16 protein-coding genes are annotated in these 16327 nt (G+C 69.4%); 8 read left to right on the forward strand and 8 right to left on the reverse strand.

The window, feature by feature from the left end; all coding sequences use genetic code 11:
- The first annotated feature begins 3 nt into the window (after nt 1-3).
- Together AC1C2T_RS12335 and phoH2 are read left to right on the forward strand one after the other, a co-directional pair.
- A complete protein-coding gene (locus tag AC1C2T_RS12335; RefSeq protein WP_495385498.1) occupies nt 4-1122 on the forward strand; it encodes an aminotransferase class V-fold PLP-dependent enzyme in 1119 nt (372 codons plus the stop codon).
- 281 nt (nt 1123-1403) lie between these two features.
- Nucleotides 1404-2750: an RNA 5'-3' helicase PhoH2 gene (gene phoH2 / locus AC1C2T_RS12340; protein WP_495385499.1), complete on the forward strand. Its 1347-nt coding sequence runs from the start codon at nt 1404-1406 to the stop codon at nt 2748-2750.
- A gap of 80 nt (nt 2751-2830) precedes the next feature.
- On the opposite strand, the gene AC1C2T_RS12345 is transcribed toward phoH2, so the two are convergent.
- Nucleotides 2831-3457, reverse strand: a complete 627-nt coding sequence (locus AC1C2T_RS12345; protein ID WP_495385500.1) for an MSMEG_1061 family FMN-dependent PPOX-type flavoprotein — start codon at nt 3455-3457, stop codon at nt 2831-2833.
- A 244-nt stretch (nt 3458-3701) separates the two neighbouring features.
- Between AC1C2T_RS12345 and AC1C2T_RS12350 the strand changes: the two genes are divergently transcribed.
- Entirely contained in the window at nt 3702-4820 is a 1119-nt protein-coding gene (locus tag AC1C2T_RS12350) for a hypothetical protein (RefSeq protein ID WP_495385501.1), read from the forward strand.
- Between the two features lie 95 nt (nt 4821-4915).
- On the opposite strand, the gene AC1C2T_RS12355 is transcribed toward AC1C2T_RS12350, so the two are convergent.
- The 5 genes from AC1C2T_RS12355 to xseA all read right to left on the reverse strand — a co-directional run bounded on the left by AC1C2T_RS12355 (nt 4916) and on the right by xseA (nt 9246).
- Complete coding sequence (locus tag AC1C2T_RS12355; RefSeq protein ID WP_495385502.1) at nt 4916-6331, reverse strand: class II fumarate hydratase; 1416 nt, start codon at nt 6329-6331, stop codon at nt 4916-4918.
- 67 nt (nt 6332-6398) lie between these two features.
- Nucleotides 6399-7055: a carbonic anhydrase gene (locus AC1C2T_RS12360; protein WP_495385503.1), complete on the reverse strand. Its 657-nt coding sequence runs from the start codon at nt 7053-7055 to the stop codon at nt 6399-6401.
- 10 nt (nt 7056-7065) lie between these two features.
- Nucleotides 7066-7707 (reverse strand): DUF4245 domain-containing protein, encoded by a 642-nt coding sequence (locus AC1C2T_RS12365; RefSeq protein ID WP_495385504.1) that lies wholly within the window; start codon nt 7705-7707, stop codon nt 7066-7068.
- Entirely contained in the window at nt 7707-7955 is a 249-nt protein-coding gene (locus AC1C2T_RS12370; RefSeq protein ID WP_495385505.1) for an exodeoxyribonuclease VII small subunit, read from the reverse strand. Before AC1C2T_RS12370 ends, AC1C2T_RS12365 begins: the two co-directional genes overlap by 1 nt.
- A gap of 1 nt (nt 7956) precedes the next feature.
- The gene (gene xseA, locus AC1C2T_RS12375; RefSeq protein ID WP_495385506.1) at nt 7957-9246 is read right to left on the reverse strand and encodes an exodeoxyribonuclease VII large subunit; all 1290 of its coding nucleotides are present in this window, start codon (nt 9244-9246) and stop codon (nt 7957-7959) included.
- A gap of 87 nt (nt 9247-9333) precedes the next feature.
- Between xseA and AC1C2T_RS12380 the strand changes: the two genes are divergently transcribed.
- Nucleotides 9334-10374, forward strand: a complete 1041-nt coding sequence (locus AC1C2T_RS12380; RefSeq protein ID WP_495360846.1) for a 4-hydroxy-3-methylbut-2-enyl diphosphate reductase — start codon at nt 9334-9336, stop codon at nt 10372-10374.
- A 107-nt stretch (nt 10375-10481) separates the two neighbouring features.
- Here AC1C2T_RS12380 and AC1C2T_RS12385 read toward each other — a convergent pair whose 3' ends face one another.
- Both AC1C2T_RS12385 and fbaA read right to left on the reverse strand, forming a co-directional pair.
- Nucleotides 10482-11132, reverse strand: coding sequence for a DUF6264 family protein (locus AC1C2T_RS12385; RefSeq protein WP_495385507.1), 651 nt, complete (start codon nt 11130-11132; stop codon nt 10482-10484).
- Nucleotides 11133-11139: 7 nt separating this feature from the next.
- Nucleotides 11140-12171, reverse strand: a complete 1032-nt coding sequence (fbaA, locus tag AC1C2T_RS12390; protein WP_495360692.1) for a class II fructose-bisphosphate aldolase — start codon at nt 12169-12171, stop codon at nt 11140-11142.
- Between the two features lie 128 nt (nt 12172-12299).
- Between fbaA and AC1C2T_RS12395 the strand changes: the two genes are divergently transcribed.
- The 4 genes from AC1C2T_RS12395 to AC1C2T_RS12410 all read left to right on the forward strand — a co-directional run bounded on the left by AC1C2T_RS12395 (nt 12300) and on the right by AC1C2T_RS12410 (nt 16322).
- On the forward strand, nt 12300-13277 hold the full coding sequence (locus AC1C2T_RS12395; protein WP_495385508.1) for a fructose-bisphosphatase class II: 978 nt from the start codon (nt 12300-12302) through the stop codon (nt 13275-13277).
- 149 nt (nt 13278-13426) lie between these two features.
- Nucleotides 13427-14428, forward strand: a complete 1002-nt coding sequence (gene glpX / locus AC1C2T_RS12400) for a class II fructose-bisphosphatase (protein WP_495385509.1) — start codon at nt 13427-13429, stop codon at nt 14426-14428.
- A 78-nt stretch (nt 14429-14506) separates the two neighbouring features.
- Nucleotides 14507-15850: an MFS transporter gene (locus AC1C2T_RS12405; protein WP_495385510.1), complete on the forward strand. Its 1344-nt coding sequence runs from the start codon at nt 14507-14509 to the stop codon at nt 15848-15850.
- Nucleotides 15851-15926: 76 nt separating this feature from the next.
- Complete coding sequence (locus tag AC1C2T_RS12410; protein WP_495360688.1) at nt 15927-16322, forward strand: VOC family protein; 396 nt, start codon at nt 15927-15929, stop codon at nt 16320-16322.
- Nucleotides 16323-16327 lie beyond the last annotated feature (5 nt).

The following is a 16327-nucleotide window of genomic DNA, read 5'->3' on the forward strand; positions in this document are numbered from 1 at the left end:
CACGTGACCATTGACGATTTCATCGCCGGATTCACCGCCGAACCCGGCTACCTCGACTACGGCCGGGTGGGGCCGCTCTCGACGGTCGCGGCTGAAGAGACCCTCGTGTTCACCCAGGTGCTCCAGCGCGCGCGCTACGGCAGCCTCGACGCGTTCACCGAACAAGATCGACGGGTGCGCGATGCCGCATCGGCCGTCACGGGGTTTCCCGCAGACCAGATCGTCTTCCAGCCGAACACGACACAGGGCATCATGCACGCGATGTTCGGTCTCACCGGCGGCGTGCTGCTTTCCGCCGAGGAGTTCCCGAGCCTGCCCATCGCCGCCGTGCGCGCGCAAGAGGCGCTGCACACGGTGCAACCGGTCTGGCTCGAGACCGACCACGGCAAGGTGACTCCAGGTCAGATCCGGGAGCAGCTCGAGTCGAACGTCGCCGCCGTCGCCGTGAGCCTCGTCGACTCGCGCACCGGCTACCTGTGCGACATCGAGGGCATCCGGCAAGTCATCGGCGACCGGTTGCTGATCGTCGATGCGATCCAAGGCTTCGGCGCGGTCGACGCGCCATGGGAGGCGGCCGACATCGTGCTCACCGGTGGTCAGAAATGGTGCCGCACCGGTTGGGGCACCGGTTTCATGGCAGTCTCAGCGCGCGCGCTCGAACAGTTGACACCCGTATTCTCCGGTTTCACCGGCACCGAAGAGGCCGAGGTGTGGGGTGAGGTGCCGCCGCCCGCTGCCGACGCCCGCGCGTTCCGCGTGTCGAGCCCCGACCCGATCGCCGAAGCACGCCTGGCTGCGGGCCTCGAAGAGATCGCGAGTGTCGGCGTCGCCGCGATCAACTCGGCCGTCGCCGACCGGGTGAGCCGCACCATCGAACTGGCCGACGAGTATGCGATCGCCGTCATCTCATCGCGCGCCGAGCGCGAGCGAGCCGGCATCGTCGTGCTCGAACCGCCGACCGAGCAGGTCACGTTGCTGACCGCGTCGCTGCACAACCACGGCGTCACGGCGACGACCCGCCAGGGGCACGTCCGGCTGTCGGTGCACGCGGCGACCTCCGACGAGACGCTCGAGATGCTGCGAGCGGCGTTCGTGTCGTACGGCACGGCGGCGAGCTACTGACACTTCTGCGGGTTGAGCTTGACACTTCTGCGGGTTGAGCTTGACACTTCTGCGGGTTGAGCTTGTCGAAACCGCTTGCTCGAACGTGGGGTTTCGATACGCTCAACCCGCAGAAAATGAACACGAGACGACCTGCCGCGTGTCGCTTCCCGGGTTCTCGCGAGACGGACGTAGGTTCGGCTCAACAGGCAAAGCGTCTGTTCGAGTCGGCTCGTGAACCGCTCGTGGGAGGATCGCCGCCGGCGCGGAATGCCGAGCTGAAGCTCGGGGCGGGAGCTGGCGTGTCACTCTCTACCTCCAAGTCGACCGATCTCGCGGCGAATGCCGCAGCAGCACAACAGGAGCGCACCTACGTGCTCGACACCTCGGTGCTGCTGTCGGATCCGAAGGCCCTGTTCCGCTTCGACGAGCATGCCGTCGTGCTGCCCGTCGTGGTGATCACGGAACTCGAGGCCAAGCGGAACGACCCCGAGATCGGCTACTTCGCCCGTCAGGCGCTGCGCATCCTCGATGAACTCCGCGTCGAACATGAGCGGCTCGACTTCCCGATCACCGTCGGCGACGGCGGCTCGCTGCGTGTCGAGCTGAATCACAGCGACCAGAGCGTGCTGCCGTCTGGGCTGCGGCTCTCCGACAACGACTCACGCATCCTCGCGTGCGCGCTCAACCTCTCCAACGACGGCCTCGCCGTCACGGTGGTCTCGAAAGACCTCCCGCTGCGGGTCAAGGCCGCCTCGGTCGGCCTCGACGCGCAGGAGTACCGGCACGAGCTTGCCATCGACTCCGGGTGGAACGGCATGGCCGAACTCGACCTCGGGTCCAACGACATGGCCAAGCTGTACGAACACGAACACCTCACGTTGCCGGCCGACGTCGAACAGCCGATCAACACCGGGCTCGTCATCCACTCCGACCGCGGTTCGGCGCTCGGCCGGGTCGTGGGCGAGCGCGAGGTGAAGCTCGTGCGCGGCGACCGTGAGGTCTTCGGTCTGCACGGACGCTCGGCCGAACAGCGGCTCGCGATCGACCTGCTGCTCGACCCCGAGATCGGCATCCTCTCGCTCGGCGGGCGCGCAGGCACGGGCAAGTCGGCGCTCGCGCTGTGCGCCGGCCTCGAGGCGGTGCTCGAGCGCCAGCAGCACAAGAAGATCATGGTGTTCCGCCCGCTCTACGCCGTCGGCGGGCAGGAACTCGGCTACCTGCCGGGCGACCAGGGCGAGAAGATGAACCCCTGGGGTCAGGCCGTCTTCGACACCCTCGGTTCGGTGGTTTCCGACAACGTGCTCGAAGAGGTGATCGACCGCGGCATCCTCGAGGTACTTCCGCTCACCCACATCCGCGGCCGCTCGCTGCACGACGCGTTCGTGATCGTCGACGAGGCGCAGTCGCTCGAGCGCAACGTGCTGCTGACCGTGCTCTCACGCATCGGCCAGAACTCACGGGTCGTGCTCACCCACGACGTGGCCCAGCGCGACAACCTGCGCGTCGGCCGTCACGACGGAGTCGCGAGCGTGATCGAGACGCTGAAGGGGCATCCGCTGTTCGCCCACATCACACTGACCCGATCGGAGCGCTCGGCGATCGCGGCGCTCGTCTCCGAGATGCTCGACGGGCACGAACTGGCGTAGGCCGCGAGGACGACGGCTGCGTGCGGGCCCCGGGAGACCGGGGCCCGCACGCGTGCCGTCGAGGGCTCAGCGGTGTCGCGTCAGCCGTAGAGCTTCGCGTCGTACGTGGGACCGTAGTACGCGTCGAGCGCCTCGACGGACTCGTTCGGCCGCTCGAGGGTCTGCGCGATCACCGCACGGCGAGGCGCCGCACCGGGGTCCCAGGTCTCGGGCTTCCAGGTCTGCGATCGCAGGAACGCCTTCGAGCAGTGCGAGAAGATCTCGTGGATCGAGACCTCGAGCACGAGCACGGGCTCGTGCCCGCGCACCTGCATCCGATCGGCGTAGGGCGCATCGCGCAGGAGCCGGGCGCGCCCGTTGATGCGCAGTGTGTCGCCGCGGCCGGGGATGACGAAGAGCAGCCCGACATGCGGGTTCTCGAGCACGTTGTGGAAGCCGTCGGCCCGGCGGTTGCCCGGCCGCTCGGGGATCGCGATCGTCGTGTCGTCGAGCACGATCGCGAAGCCGGTGGGGTCGCCCTTGGGAGAGACGTCGGCGTTGCCGGCGGCATCAGCTGTCGAGATGAAGCAGAGCGGGGATGCCGCGAGCCACTGCAGATCGAGGTCGTGCAGTCGAGCGCGAGACTTGTCACGAGCGGCGGGCAGCGGCGGGCCGATGATCGCCTCGAGCTCGGCGGTGGTCGTGACGGGGCTGCCTCCATGATCCATGCCTCCACGCTACGCCCGTTCCTCGACGTCGATCGTCACGGCGAATCTCCCGGGTCCGGGCGGGTTGGCTCGAGAGCGAATGGGAGCAGGATGCCTCGCGCGCCGGGCCGCGACGCAGGTATTACACGTTGAGCGAGGGCGGCGCGTCGGCGAGCCGACAGGCGATCGCCGTTCGGTCGGCCCGCACCTCGGCAGGGTCCGCCGCGATGGCGACGACGTCACCCGCCGTCGCGGGCGGACTCGCATGAGCGGGCGGATCGCCCGGAGTGCGCTCGCCGTCGCCGTGCGGCTGCTGCCCGATGCCCGGCGCGAGCGCTACCGCGAGGAGTGGGCGGCAGACCTGCGGGATGCCCCCGTCGCGGGCGTGTCGACTGCCCAGCTCGTCACGGGCGCGTTCGGCGTCGTCCTACGGGCGCCGCGCTCGCCGGAGGCGTTCGGGCTCACCCAGAGCGCCTTGGCCGGCCGCCGGCTGCGCTGGGCGGCCGCGTGGTCGACGGCCGCGGTGATGCTCGCGCTCGGGAGCTTCTTCACGATGCCGTTTGTCGACGGCGGTGCGTTCGGTGACCTGCGCTCAGGCGTGTTCGTCGTCGTCGCCCTCATCGGGGGCGTCGGGCTGGTCTGGCTCGCCGCAGCGTTGCACGGACTGCTCGCATCATGCAGGCTCGGGCTGCGCTGGGCGGTCAGCCTGGGCGTCGCGGTGCTCGCACTGCCGGCGATCGCGGTGCTGACCGTCGCGCTCATGCCCGTGATGATGCTCGGCGGCATGCTCGCCGGTGCGGCGACCGTCGTCGTCGCCTGGGCGCTCCCCGCCGAGACCGATCCCGTACTCCGCCGCACCCGGCCGGGCATGCCCGCGCGCCTCGGCACTCGCGCGACGGCCATTGTCGGTGCGGTCGTCGTGCTCGGCGGCGCGGCGTTCGCCGTCGTGCACATCCTGGTCTGGAATCCGCTCTCGAAGGTGCCGGGGTCCGTGCTTCCCGAGATCTACGCGCAGATGGCCGACCGCGGCGAACCGGCCGGTGCCGCGATGACGTGGGCGATCGTCTGGGGTGCGACGTGGGCGCCGCTCGCGATGCTGTTCCTCGCGACGGCCGTCTTCGGCAACCGGGGCATCCTCCGTCGCCTCGACGCCCGACGCATCGCCCGCGCGGCCCTCGTCGCCGTCGTCGGCATCGGGTTCACGCAGTGGGTCGCCGGATTCTCCATGGGCATGTCGATCGCCGACGCCTTCTTCGTCAGTGGCGGAGACAGTGCGGTCAGCGGCCTGATGCTGACCGCTGCGGCGACGGCCGCCGGCGTCATCGTCGCGCTGCGCGTGCTGCCACCGGCATCCGCCGCCGTGTCGACGAGCACGACCGCTTGACGACTGCGACCAGAGACGATGCACCTGAACGCACGAACGACGAAGCGCCCCGCCGGATCGGCGGGGCGCTTCGGTTCGGCTCAGGTGCCGAGCGATTACTTCGCCTGCGGCGGGCGCGTCATCGACAGCAGGTCGAGGGCGGTGTCGAGCTGCTCGAGCGTGAGCTCGCCGCGCTCGACGTAGCCGAGGTCGATCACGGCTTCGCGCACCGTGATGGCCTTGGCCACCGAGTGCTTCGCGATCTTCGCGGCGGCCTCGTAGCCGATGAGCTTGTTGAGCGGCGTCACGATCGCCGGCGACATGCCGGCGAGTGCGGTCGCCCGTTCGACGTCGGCCTCGAGCCCGTCGACGGTCTTGTCGGCGAGCACGCGCACCGAGTTGGCGAGCAGGCGGATCGACTCGAGCAGTGCAGTGCCCATGACGGGGATCTGCACGTTGAGTTCGAAGGCACCGGATGCCCCGCCCCACGCGATCGTGGCGTCGTTGCCGATGACCCGGGCGCAGACCATGAGCACTGCCTCGGGCACGACGGGGTTGACCTTGCCCGGCATGATCGAGGAACCAGGCTGCAGGTCGGGGATGCGCAGTTCACCGAGACCGGTATTCGGGCCGGAGCCCATCCAGCGGAGGTCGTTCGAGATCTTCGTGAGGCTCACGGCGATCGTGCGGAGCGCTCCCGAAGCGTCGACGAGGCCGTCGCGGTTGGCCTGCGCCTCGAAGTGGTCGGCGGCCTCGGTGATCGGCAGTTCGGTCTCGGCCTGCAGGAGGGAGATCACGAGCTGCGGGAAGCCGGCGGGGGTGTTGATGCCGGTGCCGACGGCGGTGCCGCCGAGCGGAACCTCGGCGACGCGGGGGAGGGCAGTGCGCACACGTTCGATGCCGAGACGCACCTGGCGGGCGTAGCCGCCGAACTCCTGGCCGAGCGTGACCGGGGTGGCGTCCATCAGGTGGGTGCGGCCGGCCTTCACGACGTCGGCCCATTCGACGGCTTTCGCCTCGAGGGCGACGGCGAGGTGGTCGAGTGCCGGGATGAGTTCGTCGATGAGCGCCGCAGTGACCGCGATGTGCACCGAGGTCGGGAAGACGTCGTTGGACGACTGCGATGCGTTCACGTGGTCGTTGGGGTGCACTGGGCTGCCGAGCTTGCCCGTCGCGATGGTGGCGAGCACCTCGTTCATGTTCATGTTCGACGAGGTGCCGGAACCCGTCTGGTACACATCGACCGGGAAGTGCTCGCTGTAGCCGTGCACGCCCGAGATGACCTCGTCGGCGGCGTCTTCGATGGCCTTCGCGATGGCCGGATCGAGCACGCCGAGCTGCGCGTTCGCCTGCGCGGCCGCCTTCTTGATGCGTGCGAGCGCCTGGATCTGCTGGGGCTCGAGGCCCGCGCCGGAGATCGGGAAGTTCTCGACTGCGCGCTGCGTCTGCGCCCGGTAGAGCGCCGCTGCGGGCACCCGCACCTCGCCCATAGTGTCGTGCTCGATGCGATAGTCGGCGGCGTTGTCCACCACGGTGTGTTCCCTTCGATGTGCTTGCCGGATGCCCCGGCCGATGCCGCTCGTGCGGCCGTGTCAACCGTCAGACCGTGCCGACGACGATGTCGGTCTCGACGCGACCCTCGAAGAGTCGGTAGTTCGCTCCGACGATAGCCAGCGTACCCGCTGCGATCGCGTCACTGATCATCTCGGACGACTCGACGAGCTCGGTGACGGTGTTGCGCAGGTGCTCGCGACCGACGAAGCCGACATCGACGTGATCGGCGTCGACGGGGGTGTCGGGTTCGCCACCTGCGACCTTGCGCACGGCGGGCACGATCTTCTCGACGAGACCGGCGATGTACGGCGGCAGCGGCGCGGCGTCGGCGGCCTCAGAGTCGATCGCGGCACGCACGGCACCGCATTCGTCGTGGGCGAGCACGATGATGAGCGGCACGTGCAGCAGGCCGACGGCGTATTCGAGGGAGCCGAGCGCCGACGGAGTGACCACTTGCCCGGCATTGCGTACGACGAAGGCGTCGCCGAGGCCCACGTCGAAGATGATCTCGGCGGCGAGGCGGGAGTCGCTGCAACCGAAGATCGTCACGAGTGGGCGCTGGGAGTGGGCGAGCGAAGCTCGCCGGTCGACGTCTTGCCGGGGGTGCTGCGGGTTGCCCGCGACGAAGCGGGCGTTGCCGGCACGAAGCTCGCGCCACGTCTCGGCCGGTGTCTCGGGGAGGTCGATCGGCTGCGTCGTCACGGCGTGCCTCTCAGTTCTGCGCCTCGATCGTCGGCGTGAGCGCCGACGCGAGCGTCTCGAATTCTTGGGGAGTCGCGGTGCCGAGCAGCACGAACGTGCTGCCGCCCGCCTCGGTGGTGAGGCCGTAGCGGGCATTGCCGACGTCGGCGGCCGAGTTGCGGTTGTCGTAGACCGTCCACTCGACGCCGTCGATCGTGGTGGTGCCCGCGGCGAGTGTGCGAGCGAGGAGGGCGGCCGTCCAGGTCGGGTTCGCATCGAGCCCTTGATACAGCCCGATGAACTCGTCGCCGGGTGTGAGGTAGCCGACGTACCATGCGGTGACGTCGTCGGCCTGGCTCGTTCGCAGCTCTGCCGCGTTGGCACGCCACCCATTGGGCAGCTCGGGAACGGCGAACGGGTCGTCGCTGGCGACCTGCGCCTGTTGGGCGACGGATGCCACGTCGACGTCGCGCTCGATGGCCGTGTCGGTGCGCGGCACGAGCAGCACGATGACGAGCACGACGATGAGGCTCGCACCCAGCGCGAGGAGCAGGTTGTTCAGATTCTGACGCTGCCGGTGATTCTGCGAGTTCTCGGCCTTGCGGGCTGCCGTCTCTTCGGGAGTCTCGGGTCGGCCGAGCTCGGCGACCACCTGGGGCGGGCGCGTCGCCATCAGCGGGCGCCGGTATCGTCGGCAGCAGCGCGGGCGTTGCCGGCGCGAGCCGCGTCGAGGCGCGCCTTCGCGCCGATGAGCCACTCTTCGCATCGAGCCGCCAGGGCCTCGCCGCGCTCCCAGAGCGCGAGCGACTGCTCGAGGGTCGCGGAGCCCTGCTCGAGTTCGCCGACGACCTGCACGAGTTCGTCTCGCGCCTGCTCGTAACTCAGCTCGGCGACGTCGGTGGGGGTGGGCATGGCATCCATTCTATTCGCCGCTGCTGACAGGACCGGTCGGCGGTGAGGCTGATGCCGACGACCCCACCGGCGCTTCGTCATGCACCGATGTCACAGCGCCGCGAGACACCGCTGCGAGCGACCCCTCGGCGAGCGTGAGCGTGAGCTCCGCGCCATCGGGCGCACCTGCGGGCCCCCGAACCACGTGGCCGTCGTGCCCCTGCACGATGGCGTAACCGCGGTCGAGCGTCGCTTGCGGGGAGAGCGCGCGCAGATGCCCGCGCAGTTCCGCGACGCGGTGCGTCTGGCGGTCGATGGTGCGCTCGACGAGTTCGGCGCCACGGGCGACCCAGCGGGTGAGGTCTTCCGCACGCCGGTCGACGATCCACGAAGTCTCGGCCAGCGCCGGGCGCGAACGGAGGTGGCCGATGCGGTCGATCTCGCGGGAGAGGATCGCCTGCAGCCGCATGCCGAGGCGCGCGCGTGTCTGCTCGACCCGTACGAGCTCTTCATTCACGTCGGGCACGACACGTTTCGCGGCGTCGGTGGGTGTGGAGGCCCGAAGGTCGGCGACTTCGTCGAGCAGCGGGCGGTCGGCCTCGTGCCCGATCGCCGACACGAGCGGGGTGGATGCCGCGGCGGCCGCCCGCACGACGCGTTCGTCGCTGAACCCCAACAGGTTCTGGAAGTCGCCGCCGCCGCGCGCGACGATGATGACTTCGACCTCAGGGTCGGCGTCGAGCCGCTCGATCGCCGCCACGACCTCGGGCACCGTGCGATCACCCTGCACCGCGGCATGCACGACGCGGAACTCGACGGCGGGCCAGCGCAGGCGGGCGTTGCGCAGCACGTCTTTCTCGGCGTCGCTGTCTTTGCCGGTGATGAGCCCCACGACTCCGGGCAGGAATGGCAGCCGGCGCTTGCGCCCGACGTCGAAGAGCCCCTCGGCGGCGAGTTGCGCCCGCAGCCGCTCGAGTCGCTCGAGCAGGTCGCCGAGGCCGACGTGCTTGAGTTCGAAGACCTGCATCGACAGCGAACCGCCCTTGACCCACCAGCTGGGCTTGACGAGCGCGATCACCCGGTCGCCCTGCTTGAACTGCTCGTCGAAGCGTGCGCGCACCGACGACCACACCTGGAACGACAGGGTCGCCTCGGCATCGAGGTCTTTGAGCTTGCCGTAGACGTTGCCGCCCGAGACCCCCCACTGCGTGATCTCGCCCTCGACCCACACCGTGCCGAGGCGGTCGATGTACTGCTTGAGCTTGCCCGAGAGGAGCGCGACCGGCCACGGCGCATCGCGTGTCGCCGGTGCATCCGTCATCTGGGCCTCCCAGCCACCCGCCCGTCTCAGCCACGTAGGATGGACACCGTGACGAGCTTGACTGGTGCCCCGCGAATCGGCCTTGGCATGCCTAGAGTTCCGGGCGTGCGCGGCCGGCTCAAGGATAACCCGGTCCCCGGACACAAGCGTGTACTGCTCGCAGCGCCGCGAGGCTACTGCGCCGGCGTCGACCGTGCCGTGATCGCCGTCGAGAAGGCGCTCGAGCACTACGGCGCACCGGTCTACGTGCGCAAGCAGATCGTGCACAACATCCACGTGGTCACCGAGCTCGAGGCCCTGGGCGCGATCTTCGTCGAGGAGGTCGACGAAGTGCCGGCGGGCGCGCACATCGTCTTCAGTGCGCACGGCGTGTCTCCCGCCGTCGTGAACGCCGCAGCCGACCGAGGCCTGCACGCGATCGATGCGACCTGCCCGCTCGTCACCAAGGTGCACCGCGAGGCCGTGCGCTTCGCGCGCGACGACTTCGAGATTCTGCTCATCGGCCACGAGGGTCATGAAGAGGTCGAGGGAACGGCAGGCGAGGCGCCAGACCACGTCACGATCGTCAACAGCCCCGACGATGTCGACAACATCGAGGTGCAAGACCCCGACAAGGTCGTCTGGCTTTCGCAGACCACGCTGTCGGTCGACGAGACCATGGAGACCGTGCGGCGCCTCCGCGAGCGGTTCCCGAACCTGCAGGACCCGCCGTCCGACGACATCTGCTACGCCACCCAGAACCGTCAGGTCGCGATCAAGAAGGTCGCGCAAGACGCCGATCTCGTCATCGTCGTCGGTTCGGCGAACAGTTCCAACAGTGTGCGCCTCGTCGAGGTCGCCCTCGAATACGGTGCGAAGGCGGCCTACCGGGTCGACTACGCGAGCGAGGTCAAGCAGGAGTGGCTCGACGGCGTCGAGACCGTCGGCGTGACGAGCGGGGCATCCGTGCCTGAAGAACTCGTGCACGAGCTGCTCGAAGCGCTCTCCGATGCCGGCTACGGCGAGGTTGCCGAGGTCAAGACGGCTGAAGAAGACCTCATGTTCTCGCTGCCGAAAGAGCTGCGCAAAGATCTCGCGGGCAAGCTCGATGCACGGGCGCTCGGCGGGCGGGATCGCGCCCAGCGCTGACCGTCGTCGCGAGCATCACCCGCTGCCAAAACGGGTGAACGGGTGAACGGGTGCTGAGCCTGATCGAGCAGTTCGCCGTCGGCGGACACGCCCGGTTTCGAAGCGACCTACGTTTGAGTCGGGGTCAGTGACTGCAGGAACGCGGGGTCGCTCGCGAACACGATCAAGCCGACGATCAACACCACGAAGAACGCCGCGATGCCCGCGAGGAGCGGGATCCACCATGCCGATCGGCCGGCGCGCAGGCGCGCACGCGACCAGAGCAAGGCTCCGATCCACAATGCGAGCTGCAGGGCGATGCCGACGATGATGGCCGACGGCACGACCGGGCCGGGAGTGAATTCGGTCGGTGCGTCGACGCCGAGCATCGACGCCGACAGCTTCGCAGACTCGAGCGCCGTGGTCGGCAGCTGGAAGAGCACCAGGCTGTTGTAGAGCGCGCCGAACACGCCGAACACGAGCAGTGCGATGGTCCACATACGGTCGATCGGGCGCGCACGCGGGGCGGAGACGCTCGCGCCGGTGCTCTGAGCGGCGGCGTGCGCGGCAGCCGCGGGCTCGGCCGCTGCATCCGGCGCCGCGACGGGGTCGACCGGCGGGGTCCACGTCCAGCCCTCGGGGGCGTACTCGCCGTACTGCGGACGAGGCCGCTCGTCGCGCGATGACGGAGCGGCGGGTGTGTTCGCCGCACCGCCGCCGTGCGTCACTGCGGCGTCACCCGACTCGTCGGGCGTTCGAGCGGTCTCGTTCTGCGACATCCGGGCCTTACGCGCTGATCGACTGGGCGGCGGAGCCGAGCTGACGCGTCGACTCCCCGACGCGCACGGCCATGGCGGTCTCGGCGACCTTGCCCCACGCGCGCGGGTCGTACTGCTTCTTGTTGCCGACACCGCCGTCGACCTTCAGCACGCCGTCGTAGTTGTCGAACATGTAGCCGGCGATCGAACGTGTGAACGCATACTGCGTGTCGGTATCGATGTTCATCTTCACGACTCCGTTGGCCACCGCCTCGGCGATCTCGGCGTCGGTCGAGCCCGAGCCGCCGTGGAAGACGAGGTCGAGCGGCTTCGCGGCCGTGCCGAACTTGGCCTGGAGTCCGTCTTGGATCTCTTTGAGGAGCGCGGGGCGCAGCTTCACGTTGCCCGGGGCGTAGACGCCGTGCACGTTGCCGAAGGTGAGGGCGGCCATGTAGCGGCCCTGCTCGCCGAAGCCGAGCGCCTCGACGGTCGCGATCGCGTCGTCGAGCGTGGTGTAGAGCGCGTCGTTGGAGCCTTCGTGCTGCACGCCGTCTTCTTCGCCGCCGACGACGCCGATCTCGACCTCGAGGATGGCGTTGATCGCCTTCATGCGGGGGAGGATCTCTTTCGCGATCTCGAGATTCTCGTCGAGCGGCACGGCCGAGCCGTCCCACATGTGCGACTGGAAGATCGGGTTGCGGCCGGCCTTGACCTCGGCCTCGGAGGCCTCGATCAACGGGAACACGAAGTCGGCGAGTGCAGGCTTCGGGCAGTGGTCGGTGTGCAGCGCCACGGTGATCGGGTAGTTCTTCGCGACCTCGTGGGCGAAGCGCGCGAACGCGAGCGCGCCGGTGGCGCGGGCCTTCACGGTGTGGCCGGCGAAGTAGTCGGCGCCGCCCGTCGTGACCTGGATGATGCCGTCGGAACCCGCCTCGGTGAGGCCCTGCAGCACCGCGTTGAGCGTCTGCGAGGAGGAGACATTGAAGGCCGGGAACGCGAAGCCCTTGGCCTTCGCGGTGTCCAGCATCTCGGCGTACTGCTCAGGTGTTGCGATGGGCATGGTGCTCCTTCGGACGACAGTGGGGTTGGGGTCCAGTCTACCGACTTGCCGAGGGGTGCTCACGTGTCGGCCGCGGTGTCGAGGGGGCAGCGATGCCTCAGCGCGCTCGCGCACGGCAGGATGGACTCGTGACGACCGACCCGCTCCGCCTCAGCGAACGCGGACTCGTCGACGGATTCGGCCGTGCGACGGCTCTCGCCGCTCTCGCCGCAGCCCCGCTCGTCGGTTCCGGAGATGGGCACGGCGTCGACGAGCGTGCGGTGAGAGCGCTCCGTTCGGCGCTCGGCCGGCTCGAGGTCGACGGCCTGGTCGTCGTCGGCGAAGGCGAGAAGGACGAAGCGCCGATGCTCTACGTGGGTGAGCGGTTCGGCCGTGCTTCCGATGGGTCGCCCCGGTCGGAGGTCGCCGTCGATCTCGCGGTCGACCCCGTCGACGGCACCCGGCTCGCGGCGGCCGGCGAGCCCGGCGCGATGGCAGTGCTCGCGGTCGCCCCGCGCGGCTCGCTCGCGACACTCGGCGCCGCCCACTACCTCGAGAAGCACGTCACGTGGCTTCCGGATGCCCCGGCCGGCGCCCCCGTCGATGAGCTCGTCGCCCGCATCGCGACGGCGCGGGGCGTACCTGCGAGCCGAGTGCACGTCGCCGTGCAGGAGCGGCCGAGGAACGAGCGGTTCGCCGCCGAGGCTCGGGCTGCAGGGGCATCCGTCGACCTCTTCGCGCACGGCGACGTCGAGCGGAGCCTGCGCGCTGCGCAACAAGGCTCGGGGCTGGATCTCGTGTCGGGTATCGGCGGAGCTCCCGAGGGCGTGCTGACCGCCGCCGCCGTGCGGGCGCTGGGCGGTTCGATGTGGGCGAGGCTCGCCCCGCAATCCGGCGCCGAGCGCGACCGGCTCGTGGCGGCCGGCATCGACCTCGAGCGTGTGTGGCCGCTCACCGCGCTGTGCGGGGCACCGGCGTGGGTGTTCCTCAGCGCTGTGACCGAGTGCGCACCCGGTGGGGCGGCTGTGGCCGGCGTGCGGTTCGCGCCGGATGGCAGCGCGCAGGTCGCCACCTGGTACGCCGGCCCGGGTGTCGGCCCGACCCTCGTCGAGTCGCGACTTCCCTGAACGACGCGTTAAGAATGCACATTCTTTCATCGCCTTCGGCCTGATCCGAGCGGCTTTCCGCACCGTCGCTGCCTAGGCTGAAGGCGGACGATCGTCCATCCATGCCGGCCTCGACGGGCCGATCGCACTAGCGTCCGGGAGGACCCTCGATGGTGAGCACCGATACGGCAAGCCTGTTCTTGCACCCCGACCGCAACATCGCGCTCGAACTCGTGCGCGCCACCGAGGCGGCGGCGATCCGTTCGTACCCGTGGATCGGCCGGGGCGACAAGCTCGGCGCCGACGGCGCGGCGGTCGACGCGATGCGCGCATTCCTCGGCACGGTCGACTTCGACGGCGTCGTCGTGATCGGCGAGGGCGAGAAGGACGAAGCCCCGATGCTCTTCAACGGCGAGCGGGTCGGCAACGGCCGCGGCCCCGCGTGCGACATCGCCGTCGACCCCATCGACGGCACCTCGCTGACCGCGGCCGGGCGCCAGAACGCGCTCTCGGTGATCGCGGTCTCCGACCGGGGATCGATGCTCGACGCGTCATCCGTCTTCTACATGGACAAGATCGTGACGGATGCCGCGGGCATCGGCGTCGTCGACATCCGCAAGCCGATCGGCGAGAACCTGCGGGCACTCGCGGCGGCCAAGGGCAAAGAGGCCAACGAGCTGCGGGTGACGGTGCTGAACCGTCCGCGTCACGAGCAGCTCATCGCCGACATCCGTGCGGCGGGGGCAGGCACCCGCCTCATCAGCGACGGCGACGTCGCGGGCGGCATCAACGCCGCACGCTACGAGTCGCGCATCGACATGTGCGTCGGCATCGGCGGCAGCCCCGAGGGCATCACCACGGCCTGCGCGATCAAGGCGCTCGGCGGATTCATGCAGGGCCGGCTCGCGCCGGGCGACGATGCCGAGCGAGCGCGCGGCGAGGCGGCCGGCCTCGATTGCGACCAGGTCTACGAGCTCGACGACCTCGTCAAGGGCGACAACACCTTCTTCGTCGCGACGGGGGTCACCGACGGCGAGCTCCTCGACGGCGTCTCGCGAAAAGGGCCGATCATCCGCACCGAGTCGATCGTGCTGCGCGGCAAGTCGGGCACGATCCGGCGTGTGCGGGCCGATCACCTCGCTGCGAAGTGGCTCGTCGACGACGTGCTCTGAGGTTCAGCCGCGTGCTGCCCGCCCGTCGTTCGCTTTCGGCAGAGTGCGGATGTCGGTGCGGCCGCCCATGATGGATCGGTGACCACTGTCGACCGGCTGCCGCGGGCGCTCCGACCGTTCGGGTCGAGCCAGTATCGCCTGCTGACGGCGGCGCTCGCAGCATCGCTGCTGAGTGCCGGCGCCTGGATCGTCTCCGCGGTGTGGCAAGTGGTCGAGCTCGGCGGCACGCCGATCGATCTCTCGTTCGTCGCGGTGGGCTCGAGCCTCGGGCTCGTGCTCGCTGTGCTGTTCGGCGGGGTGGCCGCCGACCGCATACCCCAGCGACGCATCCTGCTGACCGTCGAGATCGTGCGAGGCGTCGGGTTCTCTGTCGCCGCGTTCCTCGCGATCAGCGGGCAGATCGAGGTGTGGCACATCGCCGTCATCTCGTTCGCACTCGGGTTGGCCGACGGCTTCTTCTATCCCGCGTACTCGGCGTGGCTTCCCGCGATCATTCCCGAGTCGCAGCTGCTCGCCGCCAACGGCATCGAGGGTGTGCTGCGGCCGTCGGTGATGAACGCCGCCGGGCCGGCGGTCGCGAGCGCGCTCATCGCGATGCAGGGGCCGTGGCTCGCTTTCGCGGTCGTTGCCGGCCTGCAGGTCGTTGCAGCGGCCGTTCTCGCGATCATGCGCACGACACCCGTGCGCCGTGAGCTCGACGGGCCGCCGGTGCATCCGGTGCGCCAGACGCTCATCGACCTGCGCGACGGCTTCGCCTACCTGCTGCGCACCCGCTGGCTCTTCGCGACGCTGCTGTTCTCCATCGTGCTCGTCTTCCTCATCATGGGGCCGATCGAGGTGCTCCTGCCATTCGCAGTGAAAGACCAGACCGGGGGAGGGGCCGGGGCATTCGCGCTCGCGCTCGCCGCGTTCGGCGTGGGCGGCGCCATCGGCTCGCTCGCCGTCGCCTCGATGCGGCTGCCTCGCCGCTACCTCACCCTGATGATCCTGGCGTGGGGTTTCGGGTGCCTCCCGCTCGCGATCATCGGCTTCACCTCGCTGCTCTGGGTGATGGTCGTGGCGCTCTTCATCTGCGGACTGTTGTTCTCTTCGGCGAGCGTGGTGTGGGGCACACTGCTGCAGCGGCGGGTGCCGCCCTCGATGCTCGGTCGGGTGTCGAGTCTCGACTTCTTCGTCTCGCTGGCGCTCATGCCGATCTCGATGGCCGTCGCGGGCCCGGTCGGTGAATGGATCGGCCTTGCACCGACGTTCCTCATCGCCGGGCTCGTCGCGCCGCTGCTCGCGCTCGCGACGCTCGCGTTCGCCCGCCTCGGCAAAGACGAGCTCGCGCATCCGCTCGACGCCGACGCCGAGGCCGACGCCGTGACCGGAGCGGAAGCCGTTGCGGGCTTCGAGCCCCCGGTCGACCCCGAGCGACGATAGCGCGAAAACGCCAGGGGTCGACGCCGGCATCGCATCGTGCAAGTCTGGGCACAACGGTTGCGAGGGGGAGACCACGATGGTCACGGTTCGAGATGCATTCCCGGGGTTCAGCGTCGATGACATCGAGGCGGCACGCGAGTTCTACGGCACGAAGTTGGGGCTGCCCGTCGGCGATGAACGGGGGGCGGGCGCGCTGCGCATCACGCTGCCATCGGGCCAGGGTGTGTTCATCTATCCGAAGCCGAACCACACGCCTGCGAGTTTCACGATCCTGAACCTCGTCGTCGACGACATCGATCGTGCCGTCGACGAGCTCAATGCTGCTGGTGTCGTGACGAAGATCTATGCGGCTCCCGACGATTTCGGCACCGACGAACGCGGAATCGCGCGAGGCTCGGCGTCAGGGCAAGGGCCCGACATCGCCTGGTTCACGGACCCGGCCGGCAACGTGCTCAGCGTGCTCGTCGGCTGACGCGC

The organism is Agromyces sp. Y558, from assembly GCF_059445415.1.

Excerpts from the sequence above, each read along its gene's own strand:
- AC1C2T_RS12385 (WP_495385507.1), bottom strand. The coding sequence starts at position 11,132 with ATGTCGCAGAACGAGACCGCTCGAACGCCCGACGAGTCGGGTGACGCC.
- AC1C2T_RS12370 (WP_495385505.1), bottom strand. The coding sequence starts at position 7,955 with ATGGATGCCATGCCCACCCCCACCGACGTCGCCGAGCTGAGTTACGAG.
- AC1C2T_RS12350 (WP_495385501.1), top strand. The coding sequence starts at position 3,702 with ATGAGCGGGCGGATCGCCCGGAGTGCGCTCGCCGTCGCCGTGCGGCTG.
- AC1C2T_RS12380 (WP_495360846.1), top strand. The coding sequence starts at position 9,334 with ATGCCTAGAGTTCCGGGCGTGCGCGGCCGGCTCAAGGATAACCCGGTC.
- glpX (WP_495385509.1), top strand. The coding sequence starts at position 13,427 with ATGGTGAGCACCGATACGGCAAGCCTGTTCTTGCACCCCGACCGCAAC.
- AC1C2T_RS12365 (WP_495385504.1), bottom strand. The coding sequence starts at position 7,707 with ATGGCGACGCGCCCGCCCCAGGTGGTCGCCGAGCTCGGCCGACCCGAG.
- AC1C2T_RS12410 (WP_495360688.1), top strand. The coding sequence starts at position 15,927 with ATGGTCACGGTTCGAGATGCATTCCCGGGGTTCAGCGTCGATGACATC.
- xseA (WP_495385506.1), bottom strand. The coding sequence starts at position 9,246 with ATGACGGATGCACCGGCGACACGCGATGCGCCGTGGCCGGTCGCGCTC.
- fbaA (WP_495360692.1), bottom strand. The coding sequence starts at position 12,171 with ATGCCCATCGCAACACCTGAGCAGTACGCCGAGATGCTGGACACCGCG.
- AC1C2T_RS12345 (WP_495385500.1), bottom strand. The coding sequence starts at position 3,457 with ATGGATCATGGAGGCAGCCCCGTCACGACCACCGCCGAGCTCGAGGCG.